Raw genomic sequence first — 18,710 nt, 5'->3', positions numbered from 1 at the left:
GACTCACACCTTAAAGGTCATAAATTATGGAAATTAGTACCCTACAGATAATAGCCATATTTATTTTTTCCTGTATTGCCGGAATGGGCAGCGTGCTGGATGAATTTCAGACCCATCGGCCCCTTATCGCCTGTACCGTGATTGGCCTCATCCTGGGCGATTTAAAAACCGGGGTTATGCTCGGCGGTACGCTGGAGCTGATCGCCCTCGGCTGGATGAACGTGGGGGCAGCGCAGTCGCCAGATTCGGCGCTGGCCAGCATTATCTCCGCCATTCTGGTGATTGTGGGCCACCAGAGCATTGCCACCGGTATCGCCATTGCTCTGCCGGTGGCCGCCGCCGGGCAGGTGCTGACCGTTTTCGCCCGTACCATTACCGTGGTGTTCCAGCACGCCGCGGACAAAGCGGCCGAGGAGGCGCGCTTTCGCACCATCGACCTGCTGCATGTCTCCGCACTGGGGGTGCAGGCACTGCGCGTGGCAATCCCGGCGCTGGTGGTCTCGCTGTTCGTTAGCGCGGATATGGTCAGCAGTATGCTCAGCGCGATCCCGGAATTCGTCACCCGCGGCCTGCAGATTGCCGGTGGTTTCATTGTCGTCGTGGGCTACGCGATGGTGCTGCGAATGATGGGCGTGAAATACCTGATGCCCTTCTTTTTCCTCGGTTTTCTCGCCGGGGGTTATCTCGACTTCAGCCTGCTGGCCTTCGGCGGCGTGGGCGTCATCATCGCGCTGATCTACATCCAGCTCAATCCACAGTGGCGTAAGGCTGAACCCGCCGCCTCCACTGCCCCCTCTGCCCCCGCCCTTGACCAGCTTGACGACTAATGGAGCCGAAAATGAAACAGAAAAAAATCACGCAAGGCGACCTGGTGAGCATGTTTCTCCGCTCCAACCTCCAGCAGGCCTCCTTTAACTTCGAACGTATTCATGGCCTGGGGTTTTGCTACGACATGATCCCGGCGATCAAACGCCTGTATCCGCTCAAAGCCGATCAGGTCGCGGCGCTGAAGCGTCATCTGGTGTTCTTTAATACCACGCCGGCGGTGTGTGGCCCGGTGATCGGCGTCACCGCCGCCATGGAGGAGGCCCGGGCTAACGGCGCGGCCATTGACGATGGCGCTATCAACGGCATCAAAGTGGGTCTGATGGGCCCGCTGGCCGGCGTCGGCGACCCGCTGGTCTGGGGCACGCTGCGGCCGATTACTGCGGCCCTTGGCGCCTCGCTGGCCCTCTCCGGCAACATTCTGGGACCTTTGTTATTTTTCTTTATTTTCAATGCAGTGCGGCTGGCAATGAAGTGGTACGGCCTGCAACTGGGCTTCCGTAAAGGGGTCAATATCGTCAGCGATATGGGCGGTAACCTGCTGCAGAAGCTGACTGAAGGCGCCTCCATTCTCGGCCTGTTTGTCATGGGGGTGCTGGTGACCAAATGGACCACCATCAATGTGCCGCTGGTGGTTTCCCAAACGCCCGGTGCAGACGGCGCCACCGTCACGATGACCGTCCAGAACATCCTCGATCAGCTCTGCCCCGGCCTGCTGGCGCTGGGCCTGACGCTACTGATGGTGCGTCTGCTGAACAAGAAAGTGAATCCGGTCTGGCTGATTTTCGCCCTTTTCGGCTTAGGCATTATCGGCAACGCCCTCGGCTTTCTGTCCTGATTATTCCGCCCCGGCGATGCCGGGGTGACGTCAACAACATAGCCCCGAAAGATGAAGGGGATGAGGTGGTTTATGCAAACAACAACGGCCCTGCGCCTGTATGGCAAACGAGACCTGCGCCTGGAAACCTTTACCCTCCCGGCGATGCAGGACGATGAGATCCTCGCCCGGGTGGTCACGGACAGCCTGTGTCTTTCCTCATGGAAAGAGGCCAATCAGGGTGCCGATCATAAAAAGGTGCCAGATGATGTGGCCACCAGGCCCATTATTATCGGTCATGAATTCTGCGGCGAAATCCTTGCCGTCGGTAAAAAGTGGCAGCATAAGTTTCAGCCAGGGCAGCGCTACGTGATCCAGGCCAACCTGCAGTTGCCCGACCGACCCGACTGCCCCGGCTACTCATTCCCATGGATCGGTGGCGAAGCCACCCATGTGGTGATCCCCAATGAGGTGATGGCGCAGGATTGCCTGCTCACCTGGGAGGGGGATACCTGGTTTGAAGGATCGCTGGTGGAGCCGCTCTCCTGCGTCATTGGCGCTTTCAACGCCAATTATCATCTGCAGGAGGGGAGTTACAACCACGTGATGGGGATCCGTCCTCAGGGACACACTCTGATCCTGGGCGGGACGGGGCCGATGGGGCTGCTGGCTATCGACTATGCGCTGCACGGCCCCATCAATCCTTCACTACTGGTAGTGACCGATACCAATAAGCCGAAGCTCAGCTACGCCCGCCGTCATTACCCCTCTGAGCCGCAGACGCTGATCCACTACCTCGACGGCCATGAGGCCAGTCGCGATACGCTGCTGGCGCTCAGCGGCGGCCATGGCTTCGACGATATCTTCGTGTTTGTGCCAAACGAACAGCTGATCACCCTGGCCTCCTCGTTGCTGGCTCCGGACGGCTGCCTGAACTTCTTTGCTGGCCCCCAGGATAAGCAATTCAGCGCCCCGATCAACTTCTACGACGTGCACTACGCCTTCACCCACTACGTCGGCACCTCCGGCGGTAATACTGACGATATGCGCGCCGCGGTGGCGCTGATGCAGGCGAAAAAGGTCCAGACGGCGAAAGTGGTCACCCATATTCTCGGCCTGAACGCCGCGGGCGAAACCACCCTCGATCTGCCTGCCGTCGGCGGGGGAAAAAAGCTGGTGTATACCGGAAAAGCCTTCCCGCTCACGCCGCTGGGCGAGATCGCCGATCCCGAACTGGCAGCGATTGTGGCGCGTCACCATGGGATCTGGTCCCAGGAGGCTGAAGCGTATCTGCTGGCCCACGCGGAGGATATTACGCATGATTAACCGCGATACGCTGCTGTGCATCTCCCTGGCGGGTCGCCCCGGCAACTTCGGCACCCGCTTTCATAACTATCTGTATGACAAGCTGGGATTGAACTACCTCTACAAAGCCTTTACGACTAAGGATATTGAGGCGGCGGTAAAAGGGGTTCGCGCATTGGGTATCCGCGGCTGTGCGGTCTCCATGCCGTTTAAAGAGAGCTGCATACCGTTTCTTGACGCGATCGATCCGTCAGCAAAAGTCATCGACTCCGTCAACACCATCGTCAACGACGACGGGAAGTTAACCGGGCTAAACACCGATTACATCGCGGTCAAAAGCCTGATCGCCAGCCATCGGCTCGATACCAACGCCAGAGTGATGATTCAGGGTAGCGGCGGCATGGGGAAAGCCGTCATTGCCGCCTTCCGTGATGCCGGTTTCCGCGACGTGATCATTGCGGCCCGCAATCGCCAGCGCGGCCTGGCGCTGGCAAAACAGTATGGCTTTCAGTGGCAGCCCCTGCCCGAAGGGATCGCAGCCGAGATTCTGGTCAATGTCACACCGCTGGGCATGGCGGGGGGAGCGGAAAGCAACACGCTGGCGTTCAGCGAGGCCATGGTGGCCCAGGCCAGCGTCGTGTTTGACGTGGTCGCGTTGCCGGCGGAAACTCCGCTGATCCGCCTGGCGCAACAACGGGGTAAGCAAACCATCAGCGGTGCGGAAGTTATTGCCCTGCAAGCCGTCGAGCAGTTCGCCCTTTATACCGGCGTACGGCCGGATAATGCGCTGGTGGCAGAAGCCTCGGCGTTTGCCAGAAGCTAGTGTCTCCCTCCCGGGNNGGCGTCAGCCACCTCCCGGGAGGGCTATCGCGCCACAAAAGAAGCGACATAAACNNNNAAATAACCCGTCTTAGTAGTCATCCCGTTCGTCGTCTTCATCCGGCTGCTCCATCACGCTGTAAGCCACCGAGCAGAACAGGCTGTTCAGACGCTTCATATCCCCCAGCAGCGCCAGGTGCAACGTACTGGTTTCGATGCTCTGCACGTTCTGCTGATGCAGACGGTCAACGTGCGCATGCGAGTAGCGGCGGTTAAGAATGCGGAACCGGTGTTTGCTGCGCCGCAGGCGGCGGGCGCTGGGCACATCGCTGGAGAAGAAGACCGACATCGCCAGCTGCAGGTTGCTGAGCAGCAGATCGTACAGGGCGTCCAGCTCCTTTAACCCTTCTACCGAGAAGGCGCGCCGCGCCGCCAGCGATTTATCGGCGATCTCGCTGCCCATTCGCTCGACGATATCGGACGCCTGTTCGAGGTTTAACGACATCTCAATAATTTCCGCCCAGCGCCGGGATTCCTCTTCCGCCAGCTCATCCTTTGGCATTCGCGCCAGATAGAGCTTAATAGCGGTGTAAAGTACGTTGATATCATCCGCCATACGGCGCAGCTCTTTCTCCTGACGCGGTTCGCCATGCATCACCTTGTGCAGGCTCTCCAGCATCTGCTCCATCGCGTCACCAATACGCAGCGTCTCACGCGCGGCATTGGCCAGCGCCAGCGCCGGGGTGTCCAGCGCCGACGGGTCGAGATGCTTGGGTTTGAGATGGTTATCCAGCTCGGGCTCATCGCGGATCAGACGCTGGCACAGCTTCGCCATCGGTCCGGCAAAGGGCACCATCGCGATGCAGCGCAGCAGGTTGTAAAAGACGTGGAAGTAGATAACCAGCTCGGACTCGGCCAACGGCAGCTTGTGCATCGCCGCGGCCAGCGGATGGACGAACGGCAGAATAATCAGGCTCCCCACCAGCTTAAACAGCAGGCTGCCCAGCGCCACCCGGCGCGCCGCCGCGTTCGCCGCGCTGTTGTTAAGCATCGCCAGCAGCCCCGATCCCAGGTTGGCGCCAATCACCAGACACAGCGCCACCGGGAAAGAGATCGCTCCCGCCGCGGTCAGCGTCGCCGTTAACAGCACCGCCGCCAGGCTGGAGTAGCTAATGATTGCAAATACGGCGCCAATCAAGGCATCCAGCATGATATCGCCGGTCAGCGAGGCGAAAATCACCTGCACGCCGTTCGCCTGGGTTATGGGGTGTACGGCCTGGACAATCAGCTCGAGGGCCAACAGGATCAGCCCCAGACCAATCCCCACCCGTCCAAGCTGCCCGGCGCGGGTCTGCTTGCGGCCGAGGAAGAAAATCACCCCGATAAATATCAACAACGGCGACAGCCACGACAGGTCGAAGGTCAACACCCTCGCCATCAGCGCCGTCCCGACGTCGGCCCCCAGCACCATCACCAGCGCTGGCATCAGACCCACTAAATCCTGGGCGACAAATGAGGTCACCAGCATGGTGGTGGCGTTACTGCTTTGCACCAGCGCAGTCACGCCAAGACCCGCGCAGAAGGCGAGCGGCTTTTTCTCTACGCTGCTACTGAGAACGGTACGCAGGCGAGCGCCATAGACGCGCATCACCCCGGTACGCACGATATGCGTGCCCCACACCAGCAGAGCAACCGCGGACAACAGGTGTAGCAGAGTTAACACGGAATCAGCTTCTCCTTATCGTTATAGGTTTTCCGAAGTTCAGGAACCTATCTCAGTATAAGGGGTTAACCTCAATAAAGAGACAAGGCGCTCACAGAGCGCCTTGTTTGTTGTAAGGAAAGATGACGACTAGTCCGCATCATAGCCCAGATTAGGCGCTAACCAGCGCTCGACCTCCGCCGGCGTCATTCCTTTACGCAGCGCGTAATCTTCGACCTGATCGCGCTGGATCTGCGCCACGGCGAAGTACTTGCTGTCCGGATGGCTGAAGTACCAGCCGGAAACCGATGCGCCCGGCCACATGGCGAACGATTCGGTGAGCTTCATGCCGGTATGGGCTTCGACGTCCAGTAGCTGCCAGATGGTCCCCTTTTCGGTATGCTCCGGACAGGCCGGATATCCCGGCGCCGGTCGGATCCCCTGGTAGTTCTCGCGAATAAGCTCCTCATTGCTGAGGTTCTCATTGGCCGCATATCCCCAGTAAACCTTGCGCACTTTCTCATGCAAATACTCGGCAAAGGCCTCCGCCAGACGATCGGCGATGGCTTTAATCATGATCTTGTTATAGTCATCATGCTGCGCTTCATAGGCGTCCGCCAGCGCGTCCTCTTCCAGGCCGCCGGTCACGGCGAAGGCGCCGATGTAGTCCGCCTTGCCGCTCAGCTTCGGCGCGACAAAATCGGCGAGGCAGTAGTTGGCGAAGCCAACCTTCTCCGTCTGCTGGCGCAGATGATGGCTCACCGTCAGCACGTGGGTGCGGGTTTCATCGCGATAGATTTCAATATCGTCGCCCACGCGGTTGGCCGGGAACAGACCCACCACGCCGCGCGGGTTCAGGGTTTTCTCTGCGCTCAGCTTATCCAGCAGCTCGTTAGCATCTTTGAACAGGCGCTGCGCCTCTTCCCCTACCACTTCATCTTCCAGAATGCGCGGATATTTACCCGCCAGCGACCAGGTCATGAAGAACGGCGTCCAGTCGATGTAGTTGCGCAGAGTCTCGATACTGGCTTCCACCGTCTGTACTCCCAGACGATGAGCCACCGGCGGCGTGTAGCTCTCCCAGTCAAAGGCCAGATCGTTTTCCCGCGCGGCGGCAAGGGTCACCGGCGGCGTACGCGGTTTTTTACGCCCATGCTGGATACGCACCGTTTCATACTCTTTGCGCGTGCGGGCGACAAACTCGTCGCGCTGCGTGTCCGAGAGCAGCGCAGACACCACGCCGACGGTGCGCGAGGCGTTCTGTACGTAAACGGTCGGGCCGCTGTAGTTCTGCTCGATTTTCACCGCCGTATGCGCTTTCGAGGTGGTCGCGCCGCCTATCAGCAGCGGGATGGTAAAGCCCTGGCGCTCCATCTCTTTCGCCACGTTAACCATCTCGTCCAGCGATGGGGTAATCAGCCCGGAAAGACCAATTAGATCCGCGTTTACCTCTTTGGCCGTTTTGAGAATTTTATCCGCCGGGACCATCACGCCAAGATCGATGATTTCGTAGTTATTGCACTGCAGCACCACCCCGACGATGTTTTTGCCAATGTCATGAACGTCGCCTTTTACCGTGGCAATCACCATTTTGCCGTTACTGGAGCCCTGCTCTTTACTGGCTTCAATAAACGGCTCAAGGTAGGCCACCGCCTGTTTCATTACACGGGCGGATTTCACCACCTGCGGCAGGAACATTTTGCCTTCGCCGAACAGATCGCCGACCACGTTCATGCCGTCCATCAGCGGCCCTTCAATGACCTCAATCGGGCGGGCGGCCTGCTGACGCGCTTCTTCGGTGTCCTGTTCGATAAATTCGGTAATGCCCTTAACCAGCGAATATTCGAGGCGTTTTTTTACTTCCCAGGTGCGCCACTCCGCCTGCTGGGCATTCGCGCCGTCGTCCGCTTTGCTGCCGCGATATTTTTCCGCCAGCTCAAGTAACCGTTCGGTACTGTCATCGCGGCGGTTGAGGATCACGTCTTCGACCGCGTCGCGCAGCTCGCGCGGGAGGTCATCATAGATGGCCAGCTGACCGGCGTTGACGATCCCCATGTCCATGCCGTTGCGGATCGCGTAGTAGAGGAATACGGCGTGGATCGCCTCACGTACCGGGTCATTACCGCGGAAGGAGAAGGAGACGTTGGAGACCCCGCCGGAGATCAGCGCATGCGGCAGCTCGCGTTTGATGTCTTCGCAGGCGCCGATAAAGTCCTGTGCGTAGTTGTTATGCTCTTCGATACCGGTGGCGACGGCAAAGATATTGGGGTCGAAGATAATATCTTCCGGCGGAAAGCCGACCTCTTCGGTGAGGATTTTGTAGGCGCGACGGCAAATCTCAATTTTACGTTCGCGGGTGTCGGCCTGACCAACCTCGTCGAAAGCCATCACCACCACCGCGGCGCCGTAGCGGCGAACCAGTTTCGCATGGTGGATAAAGGATTCGACGCCCTCTTTCATCGAAATCGAGTTAACGATGCCTTTGCCCTGAATACATTTCAGGCCCTTTTCAATGACTTCCCACTTGGAGGAGTCGATCATGATCGGCACGCGGGCAATGTCCGGCTCGCCGGCAATCAGGTTAAGGAAACGCACCATCGCCGCTTCCGCGTCGAGCATCCCCTCGTCCATGTTGATATCGATAATCTGCGCGCCGCTTTCCACCTGCTGACGCGCAACGTCCAGCGCTTCGCTGTACTTCTCTTCTTTAATCAGCCGCTTAAATTTCGCCGAGCCGGTGACGTTAGTTCGTTCACCGACGTTAACGAACAGGCTATCGTCGCCGATATTCAACGGCTCCAGGCCGGCGAGGCGGCAGGCCACCGCAATTTCCGGCAACTGACGCGGCGGCAGGCCCGCTACCGCCCGGCTCATGGCGGCGATATGCTCCGGGGTGGTACCGCAGCAGCCGCCAACGATATTGAGGAAACCGGCTTCCGCCCATTCGCGAATTTGCGTCGCCATGGTGTCGGCGTCCAGATCGTATTCGCCGAAGGCGTTGGGCAGGCCGGCGTTCGGGTGCGCGGTGACGTAGCATTCGGCAATGCGCGACAGCTCCTGGACGTACTGCCGCAGCTCGTCCGGCCCGAGGGCGCAGTTCAGACCAAACGATAAGGCTTCGGCGTGACGCAGCGAGTTATAAAAGGCTTCGGTGGTCTGTCCGGAAAGCGTGCGGCCAGAGGCATCGGTAATGGTCCCGGAGATCATCAGCGGTAGGTCAACGCCTAACGCCTCCAGCTCCTCTTTCACCGCATAGATGGCCGCTTTAGCGTTCAGAGTATCAAACACCGTTTCAATCAGGATCAGATCCACGCCGCCTTCCACCAGCGCCCGGGTGGATTCGCGATAGGCGGCCACCAGCTGGTCAAAGGTAATATTACGGAACGCCGGATCGTTCACATCAGGCGAGATAGAGGCGGTGCGGTTGGTCGGGCCAAGCACGCCCGCGACATAGCGCGGTTTTTCCGGCGTGCGGGCCGTCCAGGCGTCGGCGCTGGCGCGGGCCAGCTTCGCCGCGGCAAAGTTGATCTCGGCCGACAGGGATTCCATCTGGTAATCCGCCATCGCGATGGTCGTCGAGTTAAAGGTGTTGGTCTCAATGATATCCGCGCCGGCCTCGAAATAGGCGTCGTGGATCTCGCGGATCACTTCGGGTTTGCTGAGCACCAGCAGGTCGTTGTTGCCTTTCAGGTCGCACGGCCAGTCAGCAAAGCGCTCACCGCGAAAGTCCTGCTCACTCAGACGATAGCCCTGGATCATGGTGCCCATGCCCCCATCCAGAACCAGAATACGTTCTTTTAACTGCTGATGCAGTTGCTCAACTTTGCTGCTCACACTTGCTCCCGACAACGCTCGACTCAGGCCAAATAGCCAACAAACCATACTGGCATAAACCACCGGAGCGGAAAAGACAACAACGGGCAATATGAGACATGTTCAGCTTCACTCCTCCGATGAGTCCGGTTGTGATTGCATTATTGCCAAATAAAACGAAAATTATTTCCACGATACAGAAAAAGGAGTTCGCGATGGCCACTACCCCCATTCCCGCGAAACGCGGCAGAAAACCCGCGGCTGCCACTGCCCAGCAGGCTGGCGGTCAGGTTCAGTCGCTGACCCGCGGCCTGAAATTACTCGAATGGATTGCCGAGTCCCACAGCAGCGTCGCGCTGACCGAACTGGCGCAGCAGGCGGGTCTGCCCAACTCCACGACTCACCGTCTGCTGACCACCATGCAACAGCTGGGCTTCGTCCGCCAGGTTGGCGAGCTGGGTCACTGGGCCGTCGGGGCGCATGCTTTCGTGGTCGGCAGCAGCTTTCTACAAAGCCGCAATCTGCTGGCCATTGTCCACCCGATCCTGCGCCAGCTGATGGAAGATTCCGGTGAAACGGTGAATCTGGCGGTGCTCGACCAGAGCGACCACCAGGCGATCATTATCGATCAGGTGCAGTGCACCCAGCTGATGCGGATGTCGGCGCCAATCGGCGGTAAACTGCCGATGCACGCTTCCGGCGCCGGGAAGGCGTTTCTCGCGCAGCTGAGCGAAGAGCAGGTCACCAGTCTGCTGCACCGTAAAGGGCTGCATGCCTATACGCATGCCACGCTGGTCTCCCCGCTGCATCTGAAGGAAGATTTAGCCCAGACCCGCAAGCGGGGCTACTCTTTCGATGATGAGGAGCACGCGCTCGGCCTGCGCTGCGTCGCCGCCTGCATTTACGATGAACATCGCGAACCGTTCGCGGCAATCTCCATCTCAGGCCCCATCTCGCGTATGACCGATGATCGGGTGACTGAGCTGGGCGCGCTGGTGATCAAGGCGGCGAAGGAAGTGACGCTGGCGTATGGCGGGGTTAAATAAAAAAATGCCCCAGAGGGGCATTTTAAGTAGGCCTGATAAGCGTAGCGCCATCAGGCAGATCGGCGCACCTTGCCGGATGGCGGCGTAAACGCCTTATCCGGTCTACTGTCGGCGCCATAGCGCACGCTAAAACGCTGCTTGCGCCGGTAGGCGTAGACATCTTCCACATGGCCGTTTTTAATCCGCATCTGCAGTGCGCGCCAGTAGTCGGCGCGCAGCAGGTCGGCATGCATCTCTTCAAACAGTGGCCCAATGCGCGGGTCGGCGCACAGCCAGTGGCGGAACTCCTCCGGAAACACATCGCCAGGCGAAACGCTGTACCACGGCTCGCTGGCCAGCTCATCCTCCGGATAGCGCGGCGGCGGGATCTCGCGAAAATTCACTTCCGTCATATAGCAGATTTCATCATAGTCGTAGAACACCACCCGGCCATGGCGGGTGACGCCGAAGTTTTTAAATAACATATCGCCGGGAAAGATGTTGGCGGCGGCCAGCTGGCGGATAGCATTGCCATACTCTTCTACCGCATCACGCAATGCCTGGCCGTTAACCTGCTCCAGCCACAGGTTGAGCGGCACCATTCGCCGTTCAATATAGAGATGGCTGATGACTATGCGGTCGCCGAGATCGGTGAGTTTGTTCCCCGCTTCCGCCTGCAGCAGCGCCAGCAGCGCCGGCGCGATTTGCCGTTTATCCAGCACGAAATTTTCAAACTCCTGGGTGTCCGCCATCCGCCCGACGCGGTCATGCTCCTTTACCAGCTGATAGCAAGCCCGCACATGGGCGGCGGTCATCTCTTTCTGCGGCGCGAAGCGGTCCTTGATCACCTTAAACACCCGGTCAAAGCCCGGCAGGGTAAACACCAGCATCACCATCCCGCGAATACCCGGCGCTTCAATAAACTGCTCATCGCAGCGAGTAATGTAGTGTAGATATTCGCGATAGCTTTCGGTTTTGGCATGCTTCTGACAGCCAATCGCCATGTACAGCTCGGCCGTCGTTTTACCCGGCAAGATCTCGCGCAGCCATTCCACCAGGGCGCCGGGCAACGGCGCATAAACCATAAAATAGGAACGCGCGAAGCCAAAAACGATACTCGCTTCGGCATGGGTTGTGAGGCAGGTGTCAACAAACAGCTCACCCTCTTCGCTGCGGTGGATCGGCAGCAAAAAAGGCAGCGTCGCCATCGGCATGACCAGTTTGCCCACCAGCCAGGCGGCTTTATTGCGGTAGAACAGCTCATTGGCGACCTGCAGATGACAGGTGGCGAGCAGTTCCTCCCCCAGCGCCTCCTGCAGACTGGCAATGATATAGCCGATATCCCGCGCTTTGTTTTGCCACGGTAGCCGCAGCGGCAGATCGGACAGTACTTTACCCAGCAGGTGCGACCAACCGCGTTCCGGAAAGAAATCTTTCGCCAGCGGTCGCGGGAGGGTACGAAAGGGTCGCTCGGGCTGCGAGCTGAAAATAAAGAGCCGCTCGGGGGTCAGCGAGCGGTGGTCAAACAGGCGGCAATAGACCGAATTGAAAAAGCTCTCAGCAATTTCAAAGCGAGGGTAATCCGGTAAAAGTTGGGTGTACTGCTGTTTCACCCGCAGAAGAAAATCGACGTCGGTGCTTTTCCCTTCGGTGATGCAGCGCAGCTGCTCTACTACCAGGCCCACGTGGTGATCGTAGAGATGGATCCGCTGCTTCATCGCCTGCTGCACGGCGTGCCAGTCAGCCTGTTCAAAGCGCTGCTGCGCGCCGGAAGTGACTTCAAGAAAACGCCCATACTGCGCGTCAAATCCCTGCAATATCGTTTGGGCAATCAGTAATTCCAGACCACGCGTCATCGCTTTCCCCCATCCGGCGCCACGTCATGCCGGATGGCGCGCTCGCTTATCCGGCCTGCGTCCTCTTGCAGGCCCGGTCAGCGTCGCGCCACCGGGCATGGCTTAAAACTGATCTTCTTCGGTCGAGCCGGTCAGCGCCGTTACCGACGAGGTACCGCCCTGGATAATGGTGGTGACCTTGTCGAAGTAGCCGGTGCCCACTTCCTGCTGATGCGAGACGAAGGTGTAGCCTTCCGGCCCGGCGGCGAATTCCGGCTGCTGCACTTTCTCAACATAGTGGCGCATCCCCTCACCCTGAGCGTAGGCATGGGCGAGGTCGAACATGTTGAACCACATGCTGTGGATCCCCGCGAGGGTAATAAACTGGTATTTGTATCCCATGTCCGACAACTGCTGCTGGAAGCTGGCGATGGTTTTATCATCGAGATTTTTCTTCCAGTTAAACGACGGCGAGCAGTTATAGGCCAGCAGTTTGCCCGGGAAACGCGCATGGATAGCCTCGGCAAAGCGGCGCGCCTGCTCGAGATCCGGTTTCGACGTTTCACACCACACCAGATCCGCATACGGCGCGTAGGCCAGCCCGCGGCTGATCGCCTGCTCGATCCCGGCGTGGGTGCGGAAGAACCCTTCGCTGGTGCGATCCCCGGTAATAAACTCACGATCGTACGGATCGCAGTCTGAGGTAATTAAATCCGCGGCGTCGGCATCGGTACGGGCGATGACCAGCGTCGGGACCCCCATCACGTCGGCCGCCAGACGCGCCGCCACCAGCTTCTGAATCGCCTCCTGAGTCGGAACCAGCACTTTACCGCCCATATGGCCGCACTTCTTCACCGATGCCAGCTGATCTTCGAAGTGAACAGCCGCTGCACCGGCTTCAATCATCGATTTCATCAGCTCAAAGGCGTTCAGGACGCCGCCAAAACCGGCCTCCGCATCCGCCACGATCGGCAGGAAGTAGTCGATAAAGCGCGGATCGTTCGGTTCAATTCCCGCTGACCACTGGATCTGATCGGCGCGGCGGAAGGTGTTGTTGATCCGATCCACCACCGCCGGTACCGAGTTGGCCGGATACAGCGATTGATCCGGATACATGCTGGACGCCAGGTTAGCATCCGCCGCCACCTGCCAGCCGGAGAGATAAATGGCTTCGATACCCGCCTTCGCCTGCTGCAAGGCCTGGCCGCCGGTCAGCGCGCCGAGACTGTTGACGTACCCTTTTTTCGCCTCCCCGTGCAGCAGACGCCATAGTTTCGCCGCGCCAAGCTGCGCCAGCGTGCATTCCGGATTCACCGAGCCGCGTAACTTCACCACCTCTTCCGCGCTGTAGGGACGGGTAATGCCTTCCCAGCGCGGGTTCGTCCATTCTTTGTTTAATTCTTCGATTTGTTGGGTACGGGTTTTCATGTGCAGATGCTCCATATAATTTCCTGGCTCCCCAGGCTCATAGGTGAAGGACTAAATGGCGAACCACACCATCTGGCGATTAGGCCAGCATGCGGTAGCCCGGCAATGTCAGAAAATCAATTAGCTCGTCGGAGGTGGTGATCTGCTCCATCAGTCGCGCCGCATCGTCAAAGCGGCCGTGGCTGAAGCGGTGCTCTCCCAGCTCCTCCTGAATCACCATCAGCTCTTCCGCCAGCCACTGGCGGAACAGCGCCTTAGTGACTGGGGTACCGTCGTTCAGGGTTTTCTGATGATGGATCCACTGCCAGATAGAGGTGCGCGAGATCTCGGCCGTTGCGGCGTCTTCCATCAGGCCATAAATCGGTACGCAGCCGTTGCCGGAGATCCACGCTTCGATGTACTGCACCGCCACGCGAATGTTGGCGCGCATTCCGGCTTCCGTGCGTTCGCCCTCGCAGGGAGCCAGCAGTTGTTCAGCGGTAATTGGCGCATCCTCGCTCCGGGTGACCGAGAGCTGATTCGGCTTATCGCCCAGCACGCGGTCAAACACCGCCATGGCGGTATCCGCCAGGCCCGGGTGGGCGATCCAGGTCCCATCGTGACCGTTGTTGGCCTCCAGCTCTTTATCGGCGGTGACTTTACTCAGCACCTGGCGGTTACGTTCGGTATCTTTGCTCGGGATAAACGCCGCCATACCGCCCATCGCAAACGCGCCGCGTTTGTGGCAGGTCTTAATCAACAAGCGTGAGTAGGCGCTGAGGAAGGGTTTATCCATCGTCACCACCTGCCGGTCCGGCAGTACGCGATCCGGATGGTTTTTCAGCGTCTTGATATAGCTGAAGATGTAATCCCAGCGGCCGCAGTTCAGGCCAACAATATGGTCGCGCAGCGCATGCAGGATCTCATCCATCTGGAACACCGCTGGCAGCGTCTCAATCAGCAGCGTGGCCTTGATGGTGCCGCGCGGCAGGTCAAAGCGATCTTCCGTAAAACTGAAGACATCGTTCCACCATGCCGCCTCCTGCCAGGCCTGTGTTTTTGGCAGATAGAAGTAGGGACCACTTCCTTTCGCCAGCAGCGCCTGGTAGTTATGAAAGAAATAGAGCGCAAAATCGAACAGGCTGCCGGGGATGGCCTCATTACGCCAGGTCACATGCTTTTCCGGCAGATGCAGGCCGCGCACACGGCATACCAGCACAGCGGGATTGGGCTGCAACTGATAGATTTTGCCGGCCTCGTTGGTGTAGCTGATGGTTCCGTTCACGGCATCGCGCAGGTTGATTTGACCATCAATGACTTTGCGCCAGTCAGGCGCCAGCGAATCCTCAAAGTCCGCCATAAAGACTTTGACGTTGGCATTCAGCGCGTTAATGACCATCTTGCGCTCGACGGGGCCGGTGATTTCCACGCGGCGATCCTGCAAATCAGCCGGGATACCGCGAATAGTCCAGTCGCCATTTCTAATGGAAGCAGTTTCCGAAATAAAATCCGGAAGCTGCCCGTCGTCAATAGCCTGCTGTTGCTGCAAACGCGCGGCCAGCAGCTTATTGCGCGCCGGCGTAAAGCGGCTCACCAGTTCCGTCAGAAATTCTACCGCCTCAGGCGTTAAGATCTGCTTCTCCTGCTCGCCATAGGGCTGACTAAAGGCCAGTTCATCGGTGATTGTCGCCTGCTGCGTCATTGTGCTGCTCCTCTTGGTTGATCCGCTGGAAGCGAGCGAAAGATCGTTGTGCAGTTTTCGCTCAGCACAATTAAGACTACTCAATTAATTTCCAAAATCAAAAACAATTTCCATTTTAATTTTAAATTATCATTAACACATTGATAACAATGAAATTAAAGTTATCATCGTGTATGAAGTGAATTTCGGAAATAAAAAAGGCACCCGAAGGTGCCAGAGGCAAAATGCTGAAACGCTTTAGGATCGTCTCACGTAGAGTATTATTCCAGCGTCGGATTCATATGACGCAGATCGTATGGCGTAATCTGGTAGACGTAATAGTTAAGCCAGTTAGCGAACAGCAGATTGCCGTGGCTGCGCCAGGTGGCGCGCGGTTTGTTCTGCGGGTCGTTTTGTGGGAAATAGTTATGAGGTATCTCAGGGTTCAAACCGGCTTCCACATCGCGGAAATATTCACTTGCCAGGGTATTGGCATCGTACTCCGGGTGGCCGGTGACAAAGGCGATGCGCTTATCTTTGCTGGCGAACAAATACGCATCGCCCTCTTCCGTCTCCGCGAGGATCTCAAGATCGGTATAGTCGCGAATAAGTCCGGCCGGAAAATCAGCATAGCGTGAGTGCGGGGCCAGGAAAGAGTCGTCGAAACCGCGGGTCAGTAAGGCGTGCGGATGAAGAATATGGTGTTCATAGACGCCGGAAATCTTTTCGGCGCGGGTCTGCTTGGGAATGCCGTACAGAATATTCAGCGCGGCCTGAACCGCCCAACAGACGAACAGCGTCGAAGTGACGTGATCCTTGGCCCACTCCAGCACCTGTTTGATCTGCGGCCAGTAAGCAACATCGTTAAACTCAACCAGGCCTAAAGGAGCGCCGGTAACAATCAGGCCGTCAAAGTTCTGATCGCAGATCTCATCGAAATTACAGTAAAAGTTATTCAGATGCTCCGCAGGGGTATTACGCGACTCGCGCGCATCGATACGTAATAACTGGATATCCACCTGCAGCGGAGAGTTTGATAGCAGACGCAGGAACTGATTTTCCGTCTCGATTTTCTTCGGCATCAGGTTGAGGATTAACACCTTCAGGGGGCGGATTTCCTGAGTCGTTGCACGTGTTGTCGTCATTACGAAGACGTTTTCATTGCGCAAGAAATTGACGGCTGGCAGCTCGTCCTGCACCCGAATTGGCATAACTGTATTACCTCATAGCATACGTATAAACGTTTAGACATCCAGATAGCTGAAGATAACCAGGAATCGGGTGAATGTCGAGTCTGCATGTTCACGGTGAGAAAATTTCACGGCGCTTGTTGAGTTAGAATATAAGAATGTAGAAAAGGAGAAAGTATGGTTATTAACATCCGCCGTTCCCGGCCTGATGAAGGGGATAAACTGACTGCGATCTGGTGTCGGTCGGTCGACGCCACGCATGATTTTCTGACAAAAGCGTATCGAAAGGAGCTGGAGGAGATGGTACGCGCATTTTTACCGGAGGCTCCGCTGTGGGTGGCGGTTAATACGGAAGACCAGCCGATCGCCTTTATGCTGCTGACCGGAGATCATATGGATGCGCTGTTCGTCGATCCGGATGTCCGCGGCTGTGGCGTGGGGAAGTTGCTGATTGAGCATGCGCTGTCGTTAACGCCGAAGCTGACGACCAATGTAAATGAGCAGAATGAACAAGCGGTCGGGTTTTATCAGAAGATGGGTTTTAGGGTGACAGGGCGCTCTGAAACGGACGATCTGGGGCAACCGTATCCGTTATTGAATTTGATGTATGAGCAGCAGGCTGAAGCAGACTACGATTGACGTCGGTAACTTTGCGGCATTGATGTCCCCTCGGCCAGCAGGTGGCCGAGGATCCGTAGCCCCGGNAAGCGCAGCGCCACCGGGGGAGATATACCCCACACAGCAAAAAACCCCGCACCTTTCGGGACGGGGTTCTTTTTAAACGCAAAAACAAAAAGCCCGGTCTTTCGACCGGGCTTTNTGCTTTATTTGATGCCTGGCAGTTCCCTACTCTCACATGGGGAGACCCCACACTACCATCGGCGCTACGGCGTTTCACTTCTGAGTTCGGCATGGGGTCAGGTGGGACCACCGCGCTAGTGCCGCCAGGCAAATTCTTTGTGCTCAGTACGCAATTCTTTATCGCATCAGCTGCGTTGCCTGCGCTCGTAAAGTCAGTCACATACTTNNGTATGCTCCTTCCTTTCCGTCGCTTGTCGCCTTGCTGCTGCGCAAATTATTGCGTACTCAACTCTGAATCTAAGCTGAAAATTCTCTCAANNCGCCAAAACATCTTCGGCGTTGTAAGGTTAAGCCTCACGGTTCATTAGTACCGGTTAGCTCAACGCATCGCTGCGCTTACACACCCGGCCTATCAACGTCATCGTCTTTAACGTTCCTTCAGGAGACTTAAAGTCTCAGGGAGAACTCATCTCGGGGCAAGTTTCGTGCTTAGATGCTTTCAGCACTTATCTCTTCCGCATTTAGCTACCGGGCAGTGCCATTGGCATGACAACCCGAACACCAGTGATGCGTCCACTCCGGTCCTCTCGTACTAGGAGCAGCCCCCCTCAATTCTCCAGCGCCCACGGCAGATAGGGACCGAACTGTCTCACGACGTTCTAAACCCAGCTCGCGTACCACTTTAAATGGCGAACAGCCATACCCTTGGGACCTACTTCAGCCCCAGGATGTGATGAGCCGACATCGAGGTGCCAAACACCGCCGTCGATATGAACTCTTGGGCGGTATCAGCCTGTTATCCCCGGAGTACCTTTTATCCGTTGAGCGATGGCCCTTCCATTCAGAACCACCGGATCACTATGACCTGCTTTCGCACCTGCTCGCGCCGTCACGCTCGCAGTCAAGCTAGCTTATGCCATTGCACTAACCTCCTGATGTCCGACCAGGATTAGCTAACCTTCGTGCTCCTCCGTTACGCTTTGGGAGGAGACCGCCCCAGTCAAACTACCCACCAGACACTGTCCGCAACCCCGGTAAGGGGCCAACGTTAGAACATCAAACATTAAAGGGTGGTATTTCAAGGTTGGCTCCACGCAGACTGGCGTCCACGCTTCAAAGCCTCCCACCTATCCTACACATCAAGGCTCAATGTTCAGTGTCAAGCTATAGTAAAGGTTCACGGGGTCTTTCCGTCTTGCCGCGGGTACACTGCATCTTCACAGCGAGTTCAATTTCACTGAGTCTCGGGTGGAGACAGCCTGGCCATCATTACGCCATTCGTGCAGGTCGGAACTTACCCGACAAGGAATTTCGCTACCTTAGGACCGTTATAGTTACGGCCGCCGTTTACCGGGGCTTCGATCAAGAGCTTCTCCTTACGGATAACCCCATCAATTAACCTTCCGGCACCGGGCAGGCGTCACACCGTATACGTCCACTTTCGTGTTTGCACAGTGCTGTGTTTTTAATAAACAGTTGCAGCCAGCTGG

Annotated in this window: 12 protein-coding genes and 2 rRNA genes (1 of these 14 cut by a window edge); 6 read left to right on the top strand and 8 right to left on the bottom strand. The window is 57.5% G+C overall.

Features of this window, described 5'->3' with window-relative positions:
• The first annotated feature begins 26 nt into the window (after nt 1-26).
• From VZP09_RS22100 to VZP09_RS22085, 4 genes are all read left to right on the top strand, one after another.
• Nucleotides 27-827, top strand: coding sequence for a PTS mannose/fructose/sorbose transporter subunit IIC (locus VZP09_RS22100; RefSeq protein ID WP_002884608.1), 801 nt, complete (start codon nt 27-29; stop codon nt 825-827).
• An 11-nt stretch (nt 828-838) separates the two neighbouring features.
• On the top strand, nt 839-1,663 hold the full coding sequence (locus VZP09_RS22095; protein WP_032104777.1) for a PTS system mannose/fructose/sorbose family transporter subunit IID: 825 nt from the start codon (nt 839-841) through the stop codon (nt 1,661-1,663).
• A gap of 72 nt (nt 1,664-1,735) precedes the next feature.
• Nucleotides 1,736-2,968, top strand: coding sequence for an L-sorbose 1-phosphate reductase (gene sorE, locus VZP09_RS22090; RefSeq protein WP_002884587.1), 1,233 nt, complete (start codon nt 1,736-1,738; stop codon nt 2,966-2,968).
• Nucleotides 2,961-3,770: a shikimate 5-dehydrogenase gene (locus VZP09_RS22085; protein ID WP_020803742.1), complete on the top strand. Its 810-nt coding sequence runs from the start codon at nt 2,961-2,963 to the stop codon at nt 3,768-3,770. Before sorE ends, VZP09_RS22085 begins: the two co-directional genes overlap by 8 nt.
• Before the next feature lie 87 nt (nt 3,771-3,857).
• Here the strand turns inward: VZP09_RS22085 and VZP09_RS22080 are convergent, their stop codons facing one another.
• Both VZP09_RS22080 and metH read right to left on the bottom strand, forming a co-directional pair.
• Nucleotides 3,858-5,489: a Na/Pi cotransporter family protein gene (locus VZP09_RS22080; RefSeq protein WP_004177864.1), complete on the bottom strand. Its 1,632-nt coding sequence runs from the start codon at nt 5,487-5,489 to the stop codon at nt 3,858-3,860.
• A 129-nt stretch (nt 5,490-5,618) separates the two neighbouring features.
• Nucleotides 5,619-9,302: a methionine synthase gene (gene metH / locus VZP09_RS22075; RefSeq protein ID WP_032439099.1), complete on the bottom strand. Its 3,684-nt coding sequence runs from the start codon at nt 9,300-9,302 to the stop codon at nt 5,619-5,621.
• 194 nt (nt 9,303-9,496) lie between these two features.
• On the opposite strand from metH, the gene iclR reads away from it, so the two are divergent.
• The gene (iclR, locus tag VZP09_RS22070) at nt 9,497-10,327 is read left to right on the top strand and encodes a glyoxylate bypass operon transcriptional repressor IclR (protein ID WP_002884578.1); all 831 of its coding nucleotides are present in this window, start codon (nt 9,497-9,499) and stop codon (nt 10,325-10,327) included.
• A gap of 50 nt (nt 10,328-10,377) precedes the next feature.
• On the opposite strand, the gene aceK is transcribed toward iclR, so the two are convergent.
• From aceK to metA, 4 genes are all read right to left on the bottom strand, one after another.
• Entirely contained in the window at nt 10,378-12,162 is a 1,785-nt protein-coding gene (gene aceK, locus VZP09_RS22065) for a bifunctional isocitrate dehydrogenase kinase/phosphatase (protein ID WP_002884575.1), read from the bottom strand.
• Between the two features lie 102 nt (nt 12,163-12,264).
• Entirely contained in the window at nt 12,265-13,569 is a 1,305-nt protein-coding gene (gene aceA / locus VZP09_RS22060; protein WP_004192658.1) for an isocitrate lyase, read from the bottom strand.
• A gap of 79 nt (nt 13,570-13,648) precedes the next feature.
• Nucleotides 13,649-15,250 carry a malate synthase A gene (aceB, locus tag VZP09_RS22055; protein ID WP_032415842.1) on the bottom strand — a complete coding sequence of 534 codons (1,602 nt, stop codon included), beginning with the start codon at nt 15,248-15,250 and terminating at the stop codon, nt 13,649-13,651.
• A 260-nt stretch (nt 15,251-15,510) separates the two neighbouring features.
• Complete coding sequence (gene metA, locus VZP09_RS22050; RefSeq protein ID WP_004146576.1) at nt 15,511-16,440, bottom strand: homoserine O-acetyltransferase MetA; 930 nt, start codon at nt 16,438-16,440, stop codon at nt 15,511-15,513.
• Nucleotides 16,441-16,596: 156 nt separating this feature from the next.
• Between metA and VZP09_RS22045 the strand changes: the two genes are divergently transcribed.
• A complete protein-coding gene (locus VZP09_RS22045; RefSeq protein WP_004178258.1) occupies nt 16,597-17,058 on the top strand; it encodes an acetyltransferase in 462 nt (153 codons plus the stop codon).
• 194 nt (nt 17,059-17,252) lie between these two features.
• Here the strand turns inward: VZP09_RS22045 and rrf are convergent.
• Together rrf and VZP09_RS24915 are read right to left on the bottom strand one after the other, a co-directional pair.
• Nucleotides 17,253-17,368, bottom strand: a 5S ribosomal RNA gene (gene rrf, locus VZP09_RS22040).
• A gap of 195 nt (nt 17,369-17,563) precedes the next feature.
• Nucleotides 17,564-18,710: ribosomal RNA gene (locus tag VZP09_RS24915) — 23S ribosomal RNA — on the bottom strand; it runs 1,634 nt beyond the window's last position.

Origin of the sequence: Klebsiella sp. EMBS2024, from assembly GCF_036233805.1 — a bacterium.
In the GTDB taxonomy this organism is placed as follows: domain Bacteria; phylum Pseudomonadota; class Gammaproteobacteria; order Enterobacterales; family Enterobacteriaceae; genus Klebsiella; species Klebsiella pneumoniae.
Note: the sequence above shows the minus strand (reverse complement) of the source record. Positions and strands in the feature narration are given on the sequence as shown.